Below are 17,032 nucleotides of genomic sequence, written 5' to 3' on the forward strand. Positions count from 1 at the left end.
TCCGATGGGGTATCGGAGCCAGGCTTTGGCAGCCCTGACGGTCTAGGATTAAACCAGTCCAACTTTCGGGGGCTAGTTCACTACAGGGGTAGGTACCATTTAAATCAGAAAAACCCACGAACTAGGTGGGTTTTTCTGATTTTCTGGTCTTTTCTTTTTCATGATGGGCCCAAAGAAGCCTTGCATATCGATTTTCAATATGAAGCGATAGGGCCATATTGATAATCAATATGACTCACCGTAGCAAAGGACTCTATGGTATCAGAAGAAGAACACAGCATCACCTGCCACCTAGATAAGCTCCTGGAAGAGCGCAACATGAGCCTGGTGGACCTCTCACATCATGTTGGAATCTCTGTTGCGAATCTTTCCATACTGAAAAATAACCGCGCCCGCGCCGTCCGGTTTACCACCCTCACTGCCCTCTGCCGGGTACTCGGCTGCGCCCCTGGTGACATCTTTACCTACAAGGACGAAGGAAAAGACTCATGAAAGCTCTATCAAAATATTTTGGTCTTACAACCGACAACAGCAAGCCTCAGCCTGCTGAATACCAGTTCTCAGTTGCGACGGCCTATACAGCTTTTGCTGTAGTTCTTATTCTTTATGTTGCCTTTGTGCAGTGGCCCGAGCATGGAATTCCCAGCTCTCTTCACCGCTACAACCCTGAGCTAGAAGGTGGAACATACTGGGTTAGCTCCGAGGGGCTGAGCACAGGCACCCAGATTCTGGCCTGGTCGGCTTTTGCTTGGAAGTTCCTCATGTACCTTTGTGTAGCTGTACTTCTTCATCAGGTCGCTAAGTCTTTTTACCGCAAGGCAGATTTCACGCTCAGGGCGCTGAACCGCCTTCGGGTCGCCCCCATTGTATTGCTGGTCGGAATGATTGGGTACTCCCTACTCACCGACTTGACCGCCCGCGGAATAGAAAAATCTGCTGGGCTTAGCAAACTTGAGTGGGAACCAACTTTTATGTCCGATCAGGGTCTAATAACAGTTCTCTTTATTGCTACCCTGTTCTTTATTGAGGGAGCCCTGCGACGGGGCTAACTCTGCAAGAAGACTCAGACGGAACCATCTAAGTGTGTAGGTACCATTTAAATCAGAAAAACCCACGAACTAGGTGGGTTTTTCTGAGTTAGCTGGTCTTTTCTGGGAGCCCCTATGCCCCGTACCGGCTAAACACCGCCACCGCTTCCACGTGGTGGGTGTTAGGGTACATGTCGAAGGCTTCGACGCGTACAAGTCGCCAGCCCGCTGCGCGCAGGTAGCCGGTGTCGCGCCCCAGGGCTGCCGGGTCACAGGCCACATAAACCAGGGTGGAGGGGTTCAGGTCAGATACCTGCTCCATCACGGTACGGCCTGCGCCCTCACGGGACGGGTCGCAAATCACCACGTCAGGGGCGGCGTAGCGCCCCTCGGCCACCTCACCGCTGATCTTCTCAAGCACCCGGGCGACGTCCCCGCGTTCTACGCGCACACGCGTCCGCTCAGACCTGTGAGTGCGTGACGGGCCTTCGTCGCCAAAGTTCTCGGACGCGTTGCTGCTGGTCACCGGGGATCCCTCAACGGACAGCACCGTGCCCCTGTCCCCCACCGCGTCAGCGGCCAGTGCGGTGAAGAAGCCCGCACCTGCGTAAAGGTCGTAGACCGTCATCCCCTTTTTCAGGCGGGCAGCCTCAAGCACGGCGTTACCCAGCACCTCGGGGGCAGCCCGGTGAATCTGCCAGAAGCCGGTAGCAGCCACGTTCCAGTAGAAGTCCTGGGCGTAGACGGTGGCGGTTTCCAACAGATTGGGGTTGGCGGCACCGGCGATGACGTCGGCAGGTTTGGTGCCGCGGCGGCGTCCGCCCTTTTTCTCGGGGGTAAAGACCAGGGTGATCATGCGCTCTTCCAGCGACCCCCACAGGGCCCGGGCCTGCTCTTCGATGCCTTCGGCGACCTCAGCGGGCGTAGTCCGCGATGACACGGTAAAGACCACCGCCAGCATATCGGTGGCGGCTACAGCCACATCAACCCGGGTGATACCGGCCAGCTTGAGGCGGTGCAGTTCGAGGGCCTCGATGCGCTCATCGGCCAGAGGGAAGCCGGTGACGGGCACGGGGGTTGAGCTAGAGTGCGGGAACATGGCGATCTGCTGGCTTTCGCGCTCCACCGCAAAATGCACGCGGGTGCGCCAGTGCAGCCCCCGGTCATCGCTGGGCAGGGCGTGAACGGGCAGGGAAGCCAGCAGGGGGTGATGTTCAGGCACCCCGCCCAGGCGCACCAGCTGTTCCTTCACGATCTGCTGCTTGTAGGCCCGCTGGGTCGCTAGGTCCAGGTGGCCGTATTCCATGCCGCCGAGGGGGTGAGCGGACGCGAGCGAGTCCGCCGGTGCCCAGGGGTGGAGGCGGCGCTCCGGTGCGGGAGTCTCTACGGAGACGACGTCTGCGAAGAAGAAGCGGCCTTTGGGGCCGCGGCCGGTGATGCGGGCGGTGGCGGTCTCCCCCACGACTCCGTGGCGGATGAAGATGACGCGGTCGTCCGCTCTAGCGACAAGGGCGCCGCCGTGGGCCGGACGCTCGGGGGTGAGTTCTAGGAGGTCACCGATAGCAGGTTCGGGTGTGGTGGGGGTGGTAGACATGTGTTTCTCGCTTTGAGGGTGGCTCGGTGGGTTTTTAGTTTATCGTTCGATTTGCCAGGGCACGGAGGCTACGACGACGCCCGGTTCGTGGCGCAAGTGGGCTTTGAGTTTGTGCACGGTGCGGCGGTGGAAGATGCCCTGCCACCAGTAGGAGACCACGTATTCGGGCAGGTAGACCACGAGTACGTCGCGGGGGGATTTTTGGCGCATCTGCTGCACGTATTCGAGCACGCTGGCAGCGGGGTTGCGGTAGGGCGAGTCCAGCACAGTCAGGTCGACGGGCAGTTCGAGGGCTTCCCAGGTGTCGATGTTTTCGCGGGTGCGGGCTTCGTCCACGTTCACCACGAGAGCTTCGATGGATGAGGGGCGGGAGGCCCGTGCGTAAGCGAGGGCCCGGAGCACGGGTTTACGTACCCGCTCAACGTAGATGAGGGCGTGGACGCGGGAGGGCAGCGCCCGGTCTGCGGCCAGTTGTTCGGGGTCGGCTGAGAGGGCTAGCTGCCGGTCGATATTGCTGTAGTGTTTGTTGGTTTTGATCATGAGCCAGGTCAGAAGAAGAATGAGCAGCACGGTAACCCAGGCACCGTGGGTGAACTTGGTAAGAATGATGACCACGAGCACGGTAACCGAGGCACCGGTACCGATGGCGCTGATGCCGATGTCGCGCCAGAGGGTGCGGCGCTTTTTGGTATCGAGGGTGATGCGCTGGGCCCGCCAGCGGTTGCGGAGCACCGCGTACTGGGTGAGGGTCATGGCGGTAAAGACACCCACAATGTACATCTGCACCAGGGCGTGCACGTTGGGGCCGACGATAGCGACCAGCAGCATAGAGCTGGACCCCAGGGCCAGCACGCCGTTGGCGTAGAGCGCGGTGGAGCTGCGCGCTGAGAGGTGCACCGGTAGGTACTGTTTCGCGGCGATGGTGGTCGCTAGCATGGGGAAGCCGGTGAAGGCCGTCATGGCCGCCACGATGAGCACTCCGATGGTGGCTGCGCCCAGCAGGACGCTGGCCAGGGGGAGGCCGAAGATAGCATCGGTGATTTGGAGCAGAGCGGGTACCTGGTGAAAGTCTTCGCCCGCGGGCTGCCCGTTAATCAGTAGCCCCTGAGCCGGGTCAAGGACGCTGACCACCCCGGTTTGTCGGGCCAGGTAGAGCACCCCCAGCAGGGACAGGGCAGACAGGCCACCAATCACCATCAGGCTGGTGGCCGCATTGCGCTGACGCGGCGGCGCAAAGGCCTTCACGGCGTTACTGATGGTGTTTACCCCGGTCAGCGCTACAGAACCCGAGGCAAAAGCCCTCACCAACAGCAGGCCAACACCGAGCTGGGTGGTCAGCACCTCGGCAGCACCGTCGGGTACCACCACCGTGTACTCAGCCGATACCGCGCGCCCGAGCTGCCCGGTGGCGTCCGCAATGAGACCGCAGGCCACGGTTACCGCAAGCAGCACCAAAAACACGTAAGAGGGAAGGTGCGACACCCGCAGCATCACCTTGAGGCCACGCAGGCAGATAAAGGTCACCAGGCCAATGAGGGAACAGGCAAGCAGTCTCTGGTGCCCTAGCAGCACCGGGGTAATCGACTCCAGGTACTGGGCAGCAGACGACAGGGACACCGCTACGGTGAGCATAAAGTCCACCATCAGGGCCGCGCCCAGCACGATAGCGGCAGTAATCCCCAGGTTCTGGTGCACCAGGGCAAAATCGCCGCGCTCGCCCACGTGTTGAATGTTGTAGCGGTAGGATCCCACCACAACCAGCAGGATCAGGGCAATGCCCAGACCCACCAGGGGGGAATAGGCCAGAGCCCCGTGGCCAGCGACCAGAAGGGTGAGCAGAATTTCGTCGGGGGCATAGGCGACCGATGAGAACCCGTCGGCCCCAAAGAGGGGCAGGGCACGGCGCTTGGGCAGGTTGCCTTTTTTGGCATGCCTGCTGGTGACGGGGGCACCAAAGATCAGGCGGGTGGCCGCGCTCCTAATATTTCTCACAGGCTCTAACCGTAGTCGCTAGCGCAGAGAAAACACAGCTACACACACCACATTTTGGCTGTGGGTCAGGACGCTCCCGCGCGGCTCGGGCGCGCCGGTTGGGTGGTGGGACTACCGGGCGTAGACTAGTGTCAGCCCTGCCCAGCAGGGTTCATGTTTCTTATTGCTGTGCTTTGGTGAGGTGCTAAGTGCCCCATTTTGTGATTATGGGTGCCGGTCGTGTGGGAGTCATGCTGGCTCATACTCTTGAAGATGCTGGCCATACGGTCGCGGTCATTGACCAGGATGATAGGTCTTTCCGCAGGCTACGCAAGGATTTTGCGGGCAAGAAAGTCACCGGTGTGGGTTTTGACCGTGAGACCCTCAAACGGGCCGGTATTGAGCAGGCCTACGCCTTTGCTGCTGTATCGTCCGGGGATAACTCCAACATCATTGCCTCCCGTGTGGCCCGCGAGACCTTTGGGGTGCAGCACGTGGTGGCCCGCATCTATGACCCCAACAGGGCCGAGTTCTACCAGCGTCTTGGTATTCCGACGGTAGCGGCAGTGCGCTGGTCCACCGATCAGGTGCTGCGCCGGATTTTGCCGGAGCAGGCCATGGCCGGTGACTTCCGTGAAGCCTCGGGCCGTCTGATGCTGGGCGAGCTCCAGCTGCATGAGGATTGGGCCGGTCACGCCCTCACCGAGATCGAACAGGCAGCGGGTGTTCGAGTGGCCTACCTGACTCGTTTTGGGGAGGGTATGCTGCCTACCAAGGACATCTCCTACCAGCAGGGTGATACGGTACACGCCATGATGCGTACCGAGGACATCAACGAGATTGCCAGGGTGCTGGGCGCTCCCCCGGCACGTAACGCTGAGGGGGATCTGGAATGGAAGTAATCGTTATCGGTGCAGGTTCGGTGGGCTCATCCAGCGCCCGCGAACTCCTCTCCCACGGCCACACGGTCACCATCATCGACATCAAGCCAGAGGCTATCTCCCGCAGTGACATCCAGCATGCCCACTGGGTGATTGGCGATGCCTGCGAGCTATCCGTCCTACGGCAGGCCAAGCCTGAGAACGCCGACGTCATCGTTGCTGCCTCGGGCGACGACAAAACTAACCTGGTTGTCTCCCTCCTAGCCCGCAGTGAATTCGGTGTGCCCCGCACTGTTGCCCGCGTGAATAACCCCAAGAATGAGTGGCTCTTTGACGACTCCTGGGGCGTGGACGTTGCGGTATCGACTCCCCGCCTCATGACTGCCCTGGTGGAGGAAGCTGTGGAGGTGGGGGACGTCGTCCGCCTGCTTACTCTCAAGACCGGTAGCGCTACCCTGGTGGAATACACCGTACCAGCAGACCATCCTGTTATTGGCCACACGGTCGATCATGTGCAGTGGCCCGACGAAACCACCCTTACAGCTATCTTGCGTGACGGGGTGCCGATTACCCCCAGCGGCGACGATGTGATTGAGGGTGGCGACGAGCTCTTCTTCGTCACCACCCCCAGCGGTGAGGACGACATCCGGGCCCTCTTCAGCTAGCACCTGCTCTACACCATCAGGACGTCGGCCCCACCTTCTGCGCAGAAGGTGGGGCCGACGTCCTTATTTGGTCCCTGCTAAAGAGCAGGCACAATCTCGTAGCGCGGGTTGTACATCAGGGGCTTCTCGCGGGTGCTCAGCATACCCGAGACTCGAAGGTAGCCCCCGGCCTCAATTCCCGGAACCTGGCGTTGCCCCTGCCAAATCAAGGTCAGCACCGCACCGGGGTTCAGGGGCGGGAACTCCGGGTAGAGCAGGCGGGGAGCCGCACGATTAACGCTAAACCGGCTGGTGAAGCCGGTCTCCTCATCAAGTACAGAAAACTGGCCGGTTGATGTATCTTCACTGGTGCTCACATCAGTGGTGTCGTCCAAGTCCTCGCCTGTCTCTGCAATCGGCATACCCGTCATGGGGTGAGTCTTGGCAGGAGGCAGCGGCTTAGACTTCTCAACCACCAAGGTCACCTCGAAACGGGGGTTAGCCCCCATATGCGACATGTGCACGCGGGTCACCCGCCCGGCAGCTCGCGCCCGAAACCTCTCGGGGTACCCTTCCAGGCGAGTGGCAGGGCCGGCAACCTGCTGCTGAGTAAAAGGCGACGCAGTCTCTGGCATGGCCCCTAGCCAATTTCGGTAATCTCGGGGCCGCGGCGGGGCACCTCAAGAGTAGGCTTCTTCTCAGCTTGGGCAGCAGCTGCGGCTGCGGCCTGGGCGGCTGCGGCGTCCTGAATGTTCTGGGGTACGCGCATGGGCAAAAGATCGCGCGGGGGCATGGGGTCAGAGCCACGGTTGACCACGATGGTACGGAAGACCTCTTCAAGGGCGGTAGCGCTCTCACCGGGTAGCACGGCCTTGCCCGAGAAGACACCGCGGACGAACCAACGGGGGCCGTCCACACCCACGAAACGGGCAATACGGAAGCCCTTGCGGCCGTCGGGGAGTTCAGCGGGTACACGGGAGATCAGCTGACGCCCGAAGGGGCCGTCGTTGATATCAACCTGGCCACCCTGGCGGCGCACGCTCTCAGACAGTTCCTTACGGATCTCATCCCAGATACCGCGGCTCTTGGGAGCCGCAAAAGCCTGAACCTGCAGGGTGCCCTCACCCAGTTGCAGGGTCACCGCGATAACCTGCTGGGTCTTCTGGTCCGCCTCAAGGCGCAGGTTCAGCCCGGGGTTACTCTTGACCAGCAGGCCACCCAGGTCGATGTAGCTAGAGCCGGTGCGCTGCTCGGTAATGTCAAAGGGGCCGTTATCACGGGTAAATTCTACGAAGGACGCCGTAGGCTCCTCCTGCGCGACAGGTTGCTGGGTGCCGACCTGGGCAGCCTCAGCAGGTGCCTCTTCAGCGGCGGTTTCTTTCTCGTCGCTCTCTACAGCGGCAGCTGCTGCGCCCTGCTCACGCTCAGCCGCGGCGTCCGCGCCATTCTTTTTCTTACCAAAACCAAACATAGTGCCTCCTTCGGCCCTCGCCTATCTACTGCTCTTACTGTACGCCCGTTGAACCGAACCCGGCAGTTCCACGCTCGGTTTCGCTCAAACTCTCCACCACATTAAAAGTAGCCGACTCAAACCGCTGAATAACCAGCTGCGCAATGCGGTCACCGCGCTGAATCTCAAAAACCTGCTCCCGGTCGGTATTGAGCAGGCAGACCATAAGCTCACCCCGATACCCGGAATCAACGGTGCCCGGTGCGTTCACAATCGTAATGCCGTGCTTAGCAGCCAGACCTGAACGGGGGTGCACCAGACCCACATACCCCTCAGGCAGGGCAATCGCCACACCGGTCGGCACCAGGGCCCGCTCACCCGGTTGCAGGGTGAGGTCCACGCGCGAGCGCAAATCAGCACCGGCGTCCCCTGGCTGAGCGTAGGCGGGGGGCTCAATTCCCTCATCGAGCATCTTGATATCAATCTTAAGCTGGTTCATCACCCTCTTTACTGTACCGGCTTAAGCGCTCCGGTGCCGCCCACATCAGGCGCCAAAACCCCTTAGACTAGAACCTGTGCACCGGGTTTGCCCCGGCTCATACTTCACAACTTGTCCCTCGTCGAAGGAAGCTATGCCTGCTACCGCCCCCACCGTGCTGTACCGTGAACGACTGGCCCCCGGAATCGGCCTGTGGATAGGCTGCCTGGGCGTTGGCCTAGCCTCTTTCCTGGTCGGCGCACCGATTAATATCACCGCTGGCATTATTGCCGGTATCGTGATGTTCCTGCTGGTCGGCGGAATACTCTACGGCAGCTCCCCCACCATCGAAATTACCGAAACTACCGTGCGCTTTGGCCGGGCCCGTATCGAACGTGACTATGTTGGTCGAGCCTACGCCTTCCGAGGTGAAGATGCCCGCCTCGCCACCGGCCCGGCCCTCGATGGCCGCGCCTACATGTGTTTCCGCGGGTGGATCACCTCGGTGATTCGCATTCAGATTACTGACCCGGCAGACCCCACTCCCTACTGGATTGCGTCCTCCCGCCACCCAGAAAAAATTGCCGCCATCCTGAATGAGGGGCTACCCGAAGAGGACTAAGAGATCCAAAGGCTGCTAAGCACCTGGCAGGCATCATCTCTATGCGATACGAGGGCGGGCCCGCGTTGTATAACGCGGGCCCGCCCTCTTACTTTTGAAGTTTCTTAGTCTTTAGTTCTCGCACTCGATGCAGAACTTGAGATCGCCCTCTTCGCGAGCAATCTGGGAGCGATGACGCACCAGGAAGCAAGAAGCACAGGTGAACTCGTCGTCCTGTGCAGGGAGCACCACAACGTTCAGCTCTTCATTGGAGAGGTCAGCACCGGGCAGCTCAAAACTTTCGGCCGCTGCGTTTTCGTCCTCATCCACTGCACCTGACTGCATTTCTGAGGGGCGTGAACGCAGCTCCTCAAAGGACTGGTCCTTGCTCTCTTCATCCTGCTTGCGAGGTGCATCGTAATCGGTTGCCATGGTTTTCTCCGTATTAAGTGTGCGAAGGGTAGATACCCCCTCTGTCTGGTCTGGGGTACCTGCACCTCGGTCTTGGTGTCGACCAACTCTGCGCTCGTCAGGGTCTACGACTGTGTTGAGGTGACGGGTAGAATTGTTCACCATTGCCCCTGATAATGCAAGTGCAAACTTCATGTTCTCTCTCAGCGAGTCACAAAGGCCTGACCGGGGGTGCCTCGGGGTAAGAAAAATATTTCAAGCTCTTGCTGAACTTGAGCGAAAAACCCTTGAAAAACCGGGTTTTTTCAAAACTTCGCCCCTGCCCCCAGCTACTTTAGCTTTCAAGCACAGCTTGAGCCGGTAGTCTTTCAAGTAAGTGTAAAGATTGAAGTGAGCACCCCTCTCTGTTGAGGCGGTGCCCGGCCCCATCTAAGGAGACCGAGCAGTGCGAGAACTGCGACTTGCTGGCATTCACGACGACGGTGAAAACCTCGTCCTCGAATCATCTGACGGCGCAACCTACCTCTTGCCCATCGACCAGAACCTACGGCAGAGCATTGCCCGTGCCCGCCGTATCAGCCCCCTGCGCGGCGGCAGCGCTAGCGGAGCCTTTGGCCCCCGCGATATCCAGACCCGCTTCCGCCAGGGTGCAACGGTTGAAGAGATTGCCGCAGAGTCAGGGTGGGAGCCGGAGCGCGTGCGCCGCTACGAGTGGCCCATCATTGCTGAACGCGCCAACATCATCCAGACAGCCCGCACCGTGGTCATCTCCCCCGCCCCCGGCCAGGGTGGAGCAGCACAAAGCCTCAACCAGCACATCGAAGCCGTATCTGAACGCTTCGACTTCTCCCAAGCCCCCATGGAATGGAGCACCTGGCAGCAGGAGTCAGGCCAGTGGACCGTGTCTGTCGATGTAGAGCTAGGCGAGGACGCCCAGGCTAACTTGCCCCGCGGCGTCATGTTCCCCGCCCGGTGGAACTTCAACCCTGCCAACCAGAGCATCTACGCTTCAAACGAAGCCGCCTACTTCCTCATGGGCCGCGACCACTCCCACGATGCCCCCATTCCGGGCCCGGCCAAGCAGGCAGCGGCGCCCCAGGACGAGGCTGCAAGCGACGTTCCCGAGCAGGCTGCTCCCGCCACCGTTGGTGTTCAGGTTGCCGAGCCCCGCATCGCCCGCGTGAGCATCCCCGAGCAGAAGGAACAGAACGAGCTGCTCGATGAGCTGACCGCCCGCCGCGGCGTCCGCTCCTTTGACCCTGCCAGTGAGCGCAAGCTAGCTGACCTGCTCGAACGTGCCCGCCGCAGCTCCCGCCCCGCCCCCGCGGCCGAGGTGCAGGCCGAATCTGCCCCTGAAGCCGAAGAGCCTGCTGCGCCGGTAGCCGAAGAAGCAGCCCAGCAGCAGACTGCCGCTAGCGAAAATACCGCTAGTGAAAATGCCACTAGCGAAAATACCGTAGGGCAGCAGGCGTCTGAGGAGGCTACCGAGAATAGCGCCGAAGCTCCGGTAGCTCTTGAGGAAGCTCCTCTGCCCGCCGAGACTTCAAGTGCTCAGGGTTCCCTGCCTGATGAGCAGGGCCAGGGCACTGATAGCTCGCCCGTCGCTGTGGAGCCCCAGCGCGAAGCTGATTCCCGGCAGGCTCAGTCTCCCCTCTCCGAGGCTGCAGAAGATGCCCCTGAGGCGCAGGCCGAGCAGGTAGAAGAAGAGCCTAAGGCCCAGCAGCCCAAGTCCAGCCGGGCCAAGCGCACCAGCGTACCGAGCTGGGACGACATCATCTTCGGCAACCAGCGCCGCTAAACCCGCCGCTGGCAGCGCCTGCCCAAGCCCCGCGTCCGCCCCTTTCGGGAAGGACGCGGGGCTTTGCTCTTACTGGGGTATGGGCCAAGGGAAGTCGCCGATTTCACGGGTGTTTTCGTTAGAGGCACCACAGCACCAGCAAGCTTTCAGCGCGTACACTAGATACAGTAATCTCTCTTATTTTTACCGCACCAGCCCACGTCGCAACCGTTTCGCACACGGGTAAAGGGCTTAGAAACACTTGATAAGGAAAACGTGACCACGCCCCGTTCCCACCAGTCACCCAATTCTGACGACCAGAAGCCTACCGCAGACGACGCCACCGAGGCTCTGCCCACTCCTGCGCCCGAGGGCGCTGCCGACGATGCGACCAAAGCCCTTCCTCTGGCAAACGGCTACGAGTACGTGACTGCCGATAGCGGGAGCACCCGCGCCGTGATCGATACGGACGACGATTCCCTAGCTTTTGGTCTCATGCGCAACGGGGACGTGGTTGAAAAGCTCACCCGCGAAGAACGACGGGCTGACCGCGCCGCTGAAAAAGCTGCGGCGAAAGAGGCCGAGCGGGCAGAAGAAGCCCGCAGGCAGGCAGCCCTGGCCGCCGCCGCGGCCGCAGCAGCTGAACGTGACCGCCTAGCACCTCCGAGTGCAGCAGATGAGCAGGAAGACCGCAAGACCGGTTCGAAGGTCTTCTTTGTGGGCTCCGCGGTTCTCACCGCCGCTGCTATCGCCTTAGTTGCTGCTTTCTTGCTCCCTCTGAACGACGATGCCTCTCGCCAAACCACGGTGGAGGTAACCCCCAGCCCCACAATGGCAGAGGCCAGCTCGTCGGCAGCAGAAAGCTCAGCAGCGGCACCAGTACCCAGCTTTAACACCAAGGCTCCCACCATTACGGAGCAGGACGGCGGCACCGAAGAGCCCGTAGCCCCCGGCAGTGTGCTCTACGCCCCCACCCAGGAGGCCCCCGTAGTCGAAACAACCCTGGAGCCTACCCCGCTTGAATCAGCGGTAGAAACCGCCCAGCCCGAGCCCACTCTTGAAGAGACCCCGGCAGCGGAAGAAACCCTCACGCTTGAACCCACACCGGTAGCTACAACTCCAGCCGAGGTAGTAGCTCCCACCGATGCGGCTCCCATTGACGAGCCCAGCCGCCCCGTTGAAACCGGCTCTGCCGCCGAAACCGCCAGCGCGGCCAGCCTCCCCACCGCTCCGGCCGCTGATGGTAGCGGCCTAGCTCCCACCCTAGCGGCAACTACCGGCCCCTAGCCGCACGCGGCGGGGTGGACGTCCGCACCGGTTCTAGCCGGTGGGTAGCATCAGCAGGGGTACCTGAGTTTCCTCAAGTGTGAGAGACCCGTGCTGGCCTACCATCTGCAGGGCATGGGGCTTGTAGTGCCGCATGTCGTAGAGGGCGATAGGTTCGCGGGCAGCCACGATAATATCGCCGATACGGCGGCGAGCCTCGTCGGTTACCGGCTGGCCAAAATAGCCGGTCTCAAAGAGTTCTTCTGAGTCAAAGACCCAGGCCTGTTCTCCCCATGCCTCAGCCCACCGGCCCAGGGCATCCTGACGGGCAGAAGCGCTGGGGTCTTTCAAGTAGAGCTGCACCATGCGGGGTTCGCCCGCCGTCAGCTCAATGTTATCCAGCAGAGCCGTATCGCCCGAGTAGTCGATGCGGTTCTCAGGGGCGATATCGACCATGCCGTGGTCTGCCGTCACCAGCAGTAGCACGTGCGGGGGCAGCCTGCGGGCCAGCGATTTCAGCGCGAGGTTAAGCTCTTCAAGCTGCTCAAGCCACTGGTCGGACCGGGTACCAAACTTGTGCCCGGCCTGGTCAATTTCCCCCCAGTAGAGGTAGACCAGGGACGGCTTACGGGAGTTCAGCAGGCTAGCAGCCAGGGTGGTACGGGCGGCGTACCCGGCTGCGTGCACGAAGCGTCCGCCCCGCAGGCCAGCCTCGCTCAGGCCGGTGCCCGCATACTTGCTCAGCGATACTGTCGCTACATCCAGGTGGTTCTGGTAGCGCTCAAAGACCGTGGGGTGGGGCTGCCACTGGTGGGGGTCGACGGCTTTGTCCCAGCCCGAGAGCTGGTTCATGACGGCCCCGGTAGCCGGATTTTTCACCTCGTACCCCGCCATGCCGTGGTAGCCCGGCGGGGTCGCTGTTCCCAGGCTGCTGAGTGAAGCCACCGTGGTTGAGGGGACGGCCGAGTGAATCGGGCCGAGCTGGGTGGCCTTCTTCAGGAAGGGGGCGTAGGAGCCATAGGCACTCAGCAGGCTCTGCCCCAGACCATCAACCATGACCAGGCAAACGCTACGGTAGCGGGTAGGGTCGACCCCGGCGGCGCGCAGGCGGTCTGCCAGGCCGAGCAGGTCGTGACGTCCTGCCCCGTGCAGGGGGTGCGGGTCGGGGGTGATAGACCCCTGGGCTACCAGGGTGCCGCAGGATTCGAAGAGGTCAGCTAGGTTGTTACCGCCATAGCCGGGTTCGGTGGGTAGGGCGTTACCGCAGTAATCGGTTAGGACGCTCATCTTAGGCCCCTGCCTGCGCGGGGCCGCCTGCCGGGGCGGCTACCTGGTTCATTGCTGCCATGTGGGCAGAGCGTAGTGCGCGGGCGAAGCTCCTAGCCTGGGCAGTTGCTTCTTCCCCGTCGGCCGGGGCGCTAACGCGCAGGAGCATGTCTTCCCGCGGGCCCATGCCGGTGTAGCCGTGGTCGGCGTCGCAAGCGGGGTCGGGGCAGTCTGCCGGTTGTACGTCAAGGCGCTGGGAGCCCGTCCAGGCAATCAGCATCGAGACTTCTGAGACGGGGCTACCGGCCCGGTAGTGCTGGGGCTGCGGGTAGGTGTAACTGATGGTCAGGGTTCGAATACGGCTCACGTGCAGGGTCTCAACCGACACGTGGGCAAGAACCTGCTGGCCGCTTTCGTCGAGGTTCTGATCATCCAGGTGGGCAACCAGGAGCATCTGACCGGCTAGCACCAGCACCGTAATGTGGCGGTGCACCTCGTTCTGGTCAAAGTGGGTCTCCACCTGAACCAGGTGCGAGGTAGGCACCAGACCCGCCAGGGCTTCATCGACCGTATCGAGGACGAGCTCGGGGTAAAAGCCTGCCTGCTGAATATCCCTGGTGAGGGCTTCGGCTGCGCTGAGGTTCATCGTCTCGTCTCTTTCTAGGGTAGATATGGCCGGTAGGTCTACCCTCCATCTTAGGTCATGACTAGGTTACACTTAGCTGCTCATGGTTCGGCGGGCAGAATCGGTGCGCTGCTGGGGGTTGCCCAGGCGTATCTTGGCGCCCACCACCGTGAGGGTCTCTTGTGAGAGCAGGACGGGGTTGAGCTCAAGGTAGGCAATCTCGGGGTGGTTGTCTTTCATCAGGGCTACCCGGGCGCAGAGGTCTTCGAGCAGGTCAACCCGCACCTGGGGCAGGTCGCCGTCGGCAAAGAGCTTGGCTGCTGCCTTGGGCGAGCGCACCATCTTGTAGACATCCCGTTCGGTCAGCGGTGGGATGCGGTGGGCCCAGTCTTCCAGCAGACTGGTGGCATCCCCAGCCATGCCGAAGGAGACCACGGGGCCAATCAGGGGGTCTTCGATGCCGGTGAGTACCGCTGTTTGGCCGGCCGGGGCCTGTTTCTGCACGGTGAGGTCGAACCTGCCGTAGGGTTCAAGCACGCGGTGCATCTGGGCTATTTCGCTGATGAGTTCGGCGTCGCTTTCAATGCCCAGGCGCACACCGCCCAGATCTATGCGGTGGCGCAGGAAGTCATCAGTGGTTTTCAAAACGACCGGGTAGCCGCCTGCCCGGGCAGCGGCCTCAACCGCTTCTTCTGCGGTGTCAAAACCGTACTCGGGCAGCAGGCTAATGCCGTAGTGGGCAAGGAGTTCTTCGGTGGCAGAAGCTGGTACATCGAGCAGGTTCTCACCGCTCACCTGGGTCAGGTGCTGGGCGATGTCCGCGGCCGCAGCCTTGGGGCTGACGTTCTCGGGAGTAGCCAGAACCCCGGTTTCTTTCTCGCGCCACTCCACATAGTCCATGACGCTTGCCAAAGCCAGGATAGAAGCCCCCGGTGACTCAAAGCAGGGCAGCCCTTCTTGCAGGAGGGGGGCGCTCTCCCCCGCTGTGTCCCCCTCTGCCGGGGCGGGCGTCCGCTCATCCGGGTCTTCCCAGATTCCGCGAAGGGCGGCATCAAAGCTGAGCGTGCCGGGGAAGGCAGCAACCACGGGTTTTCCGGTACGCTTGCCTGCACGGTAAAGGACGCGGGCAACGTCCTTGGGGTCGATAGAGTCGCCGGTGAGGAAGACTCCGATGGCCGCATCAATGTCTGATGCTTCGAGAGCGCTGGTTGCCACGTCTTCAAGCACCTCTAGCCCGTCGATACCGTCATCGGTAAGCCTCAGCATAGACTCGGTCACCCGCACATCTATGTTCAGGGCCTCGGACTTGTCGGCGATAATCTGCCCCAGGGCTGAGGCGTTGGAGAGGATAGCCACACGCCGCCCAGCAGGAAGGGGCTGGGAGACCAGCACCTGGGCAACGTCGAGCACCTGGTCAAAGGTTTCGGCACTGATAACTCCGGCCTGCTTGAACATGGCATCCAGGGCTTCGGTGGGGGCGATGGAGGTCCGCCCCGAATGCCCGGGAGGAAGCTGCTGGCCGGTCACAGCGTTCTTGGCCACGAGCACGGGCTTGACGCGGGAGAGCCTGCGAGCGATACGGGAGAACTTTCGGGGGTTGCCGATAGATTCAAGGTAGAGGGCGCAGACGCGGGTTGCTTCGTCGTCTTCCCAGTACTGCATGATGTCGTTACCCGACACATCTGCGCGGTTGCCCGCTGAAACCAGGGACGATACACCGATATTGCGCTTGACGGCGGTATTAGAGAACATGGCGCCGATAGCTGAGGACTGGCTAAAGAGCCCCAGGGCGCCAGGCTTGGGGTCCTGGGCGCTGATAGTGGCGTCAAGGCGGACGCCAGGGTTATTGTTCAGCAGGCCGAAGGAGGCAGGGCCGATGACGCGCATACCGTGGCTACGTGCTGATTTCACCAGGGCTTTTTGGCGGGCGCGGCCGCGAGCCCCGTCATCCGCGTAGCCAGAGGTGTAGATGAGGACGCCGCGGACGCCCGCCTCGCCGCAAGCTTCTACGGCTACGGCTACCTCGGCGATGGGGACGGCGATAATAGCTAAATCTACACGGGCCGGTACTTCACCGATGCTGGGGTAAATGGGCACCTCACCGGCAGGTAGCTGATCCTCGTTGACGCCGTAGAGGGTGCCGGTGAATCCACCTGCCACCAGGGTTTTAATGACCTTGTGACCGTTGGCTTCCCAGCGGGGTGCTGTACCGATCACGGCAACGGTGTCGGGGGCGAGGAGCTCGGCGATAGATTTGGCTTCAGCGCGATGCTCGCGGGCTTCCATCACTCCGCGGGAGCGGTCGGTGGGGTCGATGTTGAAGTAGACCATGACCAGGCCGTCTTCAAATTCGCGGGAAATCTCGTAGCCCGCATCGGTGAAGACGTTGAGCATTTTGCGGTTCTGCGGCAGAACTTCGGCGCTGAACCTGTCGATACCGCGTTCGTTAGCAGCTGCTGCGAGGTGTTCTAGCAGGATTGACCCGATGCCGCGCCCCTGGTGGGCATCAGAGATCATGAAGGCCACTTCGGCTTCGGTGGGGTTGTGGGTGCGGTCGTAGCGGCCGATGCCGATCATTTCATCACCCAGCATGATGACGAAGGCGACCCGGTTATTGTGATCCACCGTGGTGAACCGAGTCAGTTCCTTGTCGCTCAGGGTGGGCTTGTGGGTGAAGAAACGCAGGTAGATAGTGCGTTCAGACTGGCCCGCGTACATTTTTTCGAGGGCTGCCCGGTCGGTGGGGACGACGGGGCGCAGGTTGGCGGTGGCTCCGTCGCGCAGGACGACGTCCGCCTCCCAGTGGGCCGGGTAGATGAAGGGGATTTCGTCGGTTGTGGGGTGGGCTGGGTCAGCCGGGGTGAAACGTGGGGCGTGGCCGTCCTGCTCGTAGCGGCCTGCGGGTGCTTCTGATTCAGTCACGGGGTGCTCCTGGGCATGCTGGGGGCGCTTTCCCCCATCATAACGTGATTGAGGTGGAGCTCACAGCCCTATGGTTACGATGGGCCCTCTCGATGTTTAGTGGAAGAATAAGAGTCGC

At 61.6% G+C, this 17,032-nt stretch carries 16 protein-coding genes; 7 read left to right on the forward strand and 9 right to left on the reverse strand.

The annotated features are described in order from the left end of the window. Positions 1–255: 255 nt before the first annotated feature. Both ACFP6B_RS09610 and ACFP6B_RS09615 read left to right on the forward strand, forming a co-directional pair. Positions 256–492 carry a helix-turn-helix domain-containing protein gene (locus ACFP6B_RS09610; RefSeq protein WP_377129565.1) on the forward strand — a complete coding sequence of 79 codons (237 nt, stop codon included), beginning with the start codon at positions 256–258 and terminating at the stop codon, positions 490–492. After that, positions 489–1,049 carry a hypothetical protein gene (locus tag ACFP6B_RS09615; RefSeq protein WP_377129567.1) on the forward strand — a complete coding sequence of 187 codons (561 nt, stop codon included), beginning with the start codon at positions 489–491 and terminating at the stop codon, positions 1,047–1,049. The genes ACFP6B_RS09610 and ACFP6B_RS09615 overlap by 4 nt, the downstream gene beginning before the upstream one ends. A 112-nt stretch (positions 1,050–1,161) precedes the next feature. On the opposite strand, the gene ACFP6B_RS09620 is transcribed toward ACFP6B_RS09615, so the two are convergent. Both ACFP6B_RS09620 and ACFP6B_RS09625 read right to left on the reverse strand, forming a co-directional pair. Beyond that, positions 1,162–2,622, reverse strand: coding sequence for a class I SAM-dependent RNA methyltransferase (locus ACFP6B_RS09620; protein ID WP_377129569.1), 1,461 nt, complete (start codon positions 2,620–2,622; stop codon positions 1,162–1,164). Positions 2,623–2,661: 39 nt separating this feature from the next. Continuing rightward, positions 2,662–4,614 carry an APC family permease gene (locus tag ACFP6B_RS09625; protein ID WP_377129571.1) on the reverse strand — a complete coding sequence of 651 codons (1,953 nt, stop codon included), beginning with the start codon at positions 4,612–4,614 and terminating at the stop codon, positions 2,662–2,664. Between the two features lie 188 nt (positions 4,615–4,802). Between ACFP6B_RS09625 and ACFP6B_RS09630 the strand changes: the two genes are divergently transcribed. Next, positions 4,803–5,495: a potassium channel family protein gene (locus ACFP6B_RS09630; RefSeq protein ID WP_377129573.1), complete on the forward strand. Its 693-nt coding sequence runs from the start codon at positions 4,803–4,805 to the stop codon at positions 5,493–5,495. Continuing rightward, positions 5,486–6,139 (forward strand): potassium channel family protein, encoded by a 654-nt coding sequence (locus ACFP6B_RS09635; protein WP_377129575.1) that lies wholly within the window; start codon positions 5,486–5,488, stop codon positions 6,137–6,139. Before ACFP6B_RS09630 ends, ACFP6B_RS09635 begins: the two co-directional genes overlap by 10 nt. A gap of 77 nt (positions 6,140–6,216) precedes the next feature. On the opposite strand, the gene ACFP6B_RS09640 is transcribed toward ACFP6B_RS09635, so the two are convergent. From ACFP6B_RS09640 to dut, 3 genes are read right to left on the reverse strand one after another with little or no spacing between them, the layout of a single operon-like run. Further along, the gene (locus ACFP6B_RS09640) at positions 6,217–6,753 is read right to left on the reverse strand and encodes an asparaginase (RefSeq protein WP_377129577.1); all 537 of its coding nucleotides are present in this window, start codon (positions 6,751–6,753) and stop codon (positions 6,217–6,219) included. A gap of 5 nt (positions 6,754–6,758) precedes the next feature. Continuing rightward, the gene (locus ACFP6B_RS09645) at positions 6,759–7,589 is read right to left on the reverse strand and encodes a DUF3710 domain-containing protein (RefSeq protein ID WP_377129579.1); all 831 of its coding nucleotides are present in this window, start codon (positions 7,587–7,589) and stop codon (positions 6,759–6,761) included. 34 nt (positions 7,590–7,623) lie between these two features. Beyond that, on the reverse strand, positions 7,624–8,067 hold the full coding sequence (gene dut, locus ACFP6B_RS09650) for a dUTP diphosphatase (protein WP_377129581.1): 444 nt from the start codon (positions 8,065–8,067) through the stop codon (positions 7,624–7,626). A 133-nt stretch (positions 8,068–8,200) separates the two neighbouring features. Between dut and ACFP6B_RS09655 the strand changes: the two genes are divergently transcribed. Beyond that, complete coding sequence (locus ACFP6B_RS09655; protein ID WP_377129583.1) at positions 8,201–8,668, forward strand: DUF3093 domain-containing protein; 468 nt, start codon at positions 8,201–8,203, stop codon at positions 8,666–8,668. A gap of 111 nt (positions 8,669–8,779) precedes the next feature. Here ACFP6B_RS09655 and ACFP6B_RS09660 read toward each other — a convergent pair whose 3' ends face one another. Continuing rightward, positions 8,780–9,079, reverse strand: a complete 300-nt coding sequence (locus ACFP6B_RS09660; RefSeq protein WP_377129585.1) for a DUF4193 domain-containing protein — start codon at positions 9,077–9,079, stop codon at positions 8,780–8,782. A gap of 424 nt (positions 9,080–9,503) precedes the next feature. Here ACFP6B_RS09660 and sepH point away from each other — a divergent pair, with 424 nt between their 5' ends. Continuing rightward, a complete protein-coding gene (gene sepH / locus ACFP6B_RS09665) occupies positions 9,504–10,856 on the forward strand; it encodes a septation protein SepH (RefSeq protein ID WP_377129587.1) in 1,353 nt (450 codons plus the stop codon). Between the two features lie 255 nt (positions 10,857–11,111). Beyond that, the gene (locus tag ACFP6B_RS09670) at positions 11,112–12,122 is read left to right on the forward strand and encodes a hypothetical protein (protein WP_377129589.1); all 1,011 of its coding nucleotides are present in this window, start codon (positions 11,112–11,114) and stop codon (positions 12,120–12,122) included. Between the two features lie 33 nt (positions 12,123–12,155). On the opposite strand, the gene ACFP6B_RS09675 is transcribed toward ACFP6B_RS09670, so the two are convergent. The 3 genes from ACFP6B_RS09675 to ACFP6B_RS09685 all read right to left on the reverse strand — a co-directional run bounded on the left by ACFP6B_RS09675 (position 12,156) and on the right by ACFP6B_RS09685 (position 16,914). Then, complete coding sequence (locus ACFP6B_RS09675) at positions 12,156–13,388, reverse strand: alkaline phosphatase family protein (protein WP_377129591.1); 1,233 nt, start codon at positions 13,386–13,388, stop codon at positions 12,156–12,158. A 1-nt stretch (position 13,389) separates the two neighbouring features. Further along, complete coding sequence (locus tag ACFP6B_RS09680; protein ID WP_237199753.1) at positions 13,390–14,013, reverse strand: DUF5998 family protein; 624 nt, start codon at positions 14,011–14,013, stop codon at positions 13,390–13,392. Positions 14,014–14,085: 72 nt separating this feature from the next. Then, on the reverse strand, positions 14,086–16,914 hold the full coding sequence (locus ACFP6B_RS09685) for a bifunctional acetate--CoA ligase family protein/GNAT family N-acetyltransferase (protein WP_377129593.1): 2,829 nt from the start codon (positions 16,912–16,914) through the stop codon (positions 14,086–14,088). Positions 16,915–17,032 lie beyond the last annotated feature (118 nt).

This window comes from Rothia nasimurium (assembly GCF_042660305.1).
GTDB lineage: Bacteria > Actinomycetota > Actinomycetes > Actinomycetales > Micrococcaceae > Rothia > Rothia nasimurium.